This window comes from Bradyrhizobium vignae, assembly GCF_004114425.1.
GTDB classification, from domain to species: domain Bacteria; phylum Pseudomonadota; class Alphaproteobacteria; order Rhizobiales; family Xanthobacteraceae; genus Bradyrhizobium; species Bradyrhizobium vignae.
On the sequence record NZ_RDQF01000123.1, the window covers coordinates 1 to 3,218 of the forward strand.

Annotated in this window: 2 protein-coding genes; both read left to right on the forward strand. The window is 67.2% G+C overall.

Annotated features, from left to right (window positions below; genetic code table 11):
- Nucleotides 1-2: 2 nt before the first annotated feature.
- Nucleotides 3-2,813: a hybrid sensor histidine kinase/response regulator gene (locus EAV90_RS38870; protein WP_129146446.1), complete on the forward strand. Its 2,811-nt coding sequence runs from the start codon at nucleotides 3-5 to the stop codon at nucleotides 2,811-2,813.
- Nucleotides 2,814-2,832: 19 nt separating this feature from the next.
- A partial coding sequence (locus tag EAV90_RS38875) for a chemotaxis protein CheW (RefSeq protein WP_129146447.1) occupies nucleotides 2,833-3,218 on the forward strand: 386 nt, incomplete at its 3' end.

Consider the following 3,218-nt stretch of genomic DNA (forward strand, 5'->3'; position numbering starts at 1 on the left):
TCATGGATGATCTGTTGCGGGAGTTTCTGACGGAGACCAGCGAGAGCCTGGACACCGTGGACAACCAGCTGGTGAAGTTCGAGCAGGAGCCGAACAACGCCAAGATCCTGGATAACATCTTCCGCCTGGTCCACACCATCAAGGGCACCTGCGGCTTCCTCGGCCTGCCGCGGCTGGAAGCGCTGGCGCATGCCGGCGAGACCTTGATGGGCAAATTCCGTGACGGCATGCCGGTGACCGGGCAGGCGGTGACGGTGATCCTGTCCTCGATCGACCGCATCAAGGAGATTTTGGCAGGTCTCGAGGCGACCGAAGCCGAGCCTGAGGGCAACGACCGCGACCTCATCGACAAGCTGGAAGCGATGGTCGAGCAGGGCATGGCGGCGATGTCGGCGTCGGCTTCGCCGATCGCGTCCGGCTCGGCGCAGCCGATGCCGAGCGGCACCATTCCGGTTGCTGACGCTCCGCCGCTGGCGCCGGATGCCCCGGCTGCTGCGCCGGCCAAGCAGATGACCACGGGCTCGCTGGTCGAGCAGACCCTGGAGCGCCCGTTGCGTCCGGGCGAAGTCTCGCTCGACGAGCTCGAGCGCGCCTTCCGCGAGACCGCGATCGAAGCGCCGGTGCCTGTTGTCAAAGCTGAGGCCGCGCCTGCGCCGGCCGCCGAAGCACCGGTCGCGAAGGAGGCGGCAAAACCCGCCAAGCCGGCGCCGAAGAAGTCGATGGCCGACGAGACGGCGAGCGAGGGCGACCGCGTCGCCAACCAGTCGATCCGCGTCAACGTGGATACGCTGGAGCATCTGATGACCATGGTCTCCGAGCTGGTCTTGACCCGCAACCAGCTGCTGGAGATCTCCCGCCGCAACGAGGACACCGAGTTCAAGGTGCCCTTGCAGCGCCTCTCCAACGTCACCGCCGAGCTGCAGGAGGGCGTCATGAAGACGCGCATGCAGCCGATCGGCAATGCCTGGCAGAAGCTGCCGCGCATCGTCCGCGACCTCTCGAGCGAACTCGGCAAGCAGATCGAATTGGAGATGCACGGCGCCGACACCGAGCTCGACCGCCAGGTGCTCGACCTGATCAAGGACCCGCTCACCCACATGGTGCGCAACTCCGCCGATCATGGCCTGGAGACCCCCGCCGAGCGCCTCGCCAGCGGCAAGGGCGAGCAGGGCACCATTCGCCTCTCCGCCTATCACGAGGGCGGCCACATCATCATCTGCATCGCCGACAACGGCCGCGGCCTCAACACCGAGAAGATCAAGGCCAAGGCGCTCTCGTCAGGTCTCGTCACCGAGGCCGAGCTGGAGAAGATGAGCGAAGCCCAGATCCACAAGTTCATCTTCGCGCCGGGCTTCTCCACCGCCGCCGCCATCACCTCGGTCTCGGGCCGCGGCGTCGGCATGGACGTGGTGCGCACCAACATCGACCAGATCGGCGGCACCATCGACATCAAGAGCGTGGCCGGCGAGGGCAGCTCGGTCACCATCAAGATCCCGCTGACGCTCGCCATCGTCTCGGCCCTGATCGTGGAAGCCGCCGGCGACCGCTTTGCCATTCCGCAGCTCTCGGTGGTCGAGCTGGTCCGCGCCCGCGCCAACAGCGAGCACCGCATCGAGCGCATCAAGGACACCGCGGTGCTGCGGCTGCGCAACAAGCTGCTGCCGCTGATCCACCTGAAGAAGCTCCTGAAGATCGACGACGGCGCCGCCAGCGATCCCGAGAACGGCTTCATCGTGGTGACGCAGGTCGGCAGCCAGACCTTCGGCATCGTCGTCGACGGCGTGTTCCACACCGAAGAGATCGTGGTCAAGCCGATGTCGACCAAGCTGCGTCACATCGACATGTTCTCCGGCAACACCATCTTGGGCGATGGCGCGGTGATCATGATCATCGATCCCAACGGCATTGCCAAGGCGCTCGGCGCCGCCGGCTCCTCGGCCCACGACATGGCGGATGACGCGGCCGGCCATCACATCGGCTCGGGCGAGCAGACCACCTCGCTGCTGGTGTTCCGCGCCGGCTCGTCGCAGCCCAAGGCGGTCCCGCTCGGCCTCGTCACGCGCCTGGAAGAGCTGCCGGCCGACAAGATCGAGTTCAGTAACGGCCGCTACATGGTGCAGTACCGCGAGCAGCTGATGCCGCTGGTCGCCATGGAAGGCGTCACCATTGCCAGCCAGGGCGCCCAGCCGATCCTGGTGTTCGCCGACGACGGCCGCTCCATGGGCCTCGTCGTCGACGAGATCATCGACATCGTCGAGGAACGGCTCAACATCGAGGTCGGCGGTTCGGGTTCGGGCATTCTCGGCTCGGCGGTGATCAAGGGCCAGGCCACCGAGGTGATCGACGTCGGCCACTTCCTGCCGATGGCGTTCGCCGACTGGTTCACCCGCAAGGAGATGCGGCCGTCGATGCACTCGCAGTCGGTGCTGCTGGTCGACGACTCTGCGTTCTTCCGCAACATGCTGGCGCCGGTGCTGAAGGCCGCCGGCTACCGCGTCCGCACCGCGGGAGGCGCGCAGGAGGGCCTCGCCGCGCTGCGCGCGCAAAACTTCGACGTGATCCTGACCGACATCGAGATGCCGGACATGAACGGGTTCGAGTTCGCCGAAGTGATCCGCGCCGACAACAATCTCGCCGCGACGCCGATCATCGGCCTCTCGGCGCTGGTGTCGCCGGCGGCGATCGAGCGCGGCCGCCAGGCCGGCTTCCACGATTATGTCGCCAAGTTCGACCGTCCCGGTCTGATCGCGGCGCTGAAGGAGCAGACCGCGGGCGCCGCCGGCGCCTCCGAGCTGAGCCGGGCGGCGGCGTAAGGGCGACAAGGAGAGATCGATGAGCAGCAAGACCCACGCCAGCGAAGGCACCATGGTCGAATACGTCACCGCGATGATCGGCGGCCAGCTGTTCGGGCTGCCGATCTCCCGCGTCCAGGACGTGTTCATGCCCGAGCGCGTCACCCGCGTGCCCTTGTCCTCGCGCGAGATCGCCGGCGTCTTGAACCTGCGCGGCCGCATCGTCACCGTGGTCGACATGCGCGCCCGTCTCGGCCTGCCCAGACCTGAGGACGGCAAGACGGCGATGGCGGTCGGCGTCGACCTGCGCGGCGAATCCTACGGCCTCCTGATCGACCAGATCGGCGAGGTGCTGCGCCTGCCCGAGGACGGCAAGGAGGAGAACCCCGTCAACCTCGACCCCCGCATGGCCAAGCTCGCCGGCGG

What these genes read in the sequence shown, in the direction of transcription:
- EAV90_RS38870 (WP_129146446.1), top strand. Translation starts at nt 3, where the DNA reads ATGGATGATCTGTTGCGGGAGTTTCTGACGGAGACCAGCGAGAGCCTG.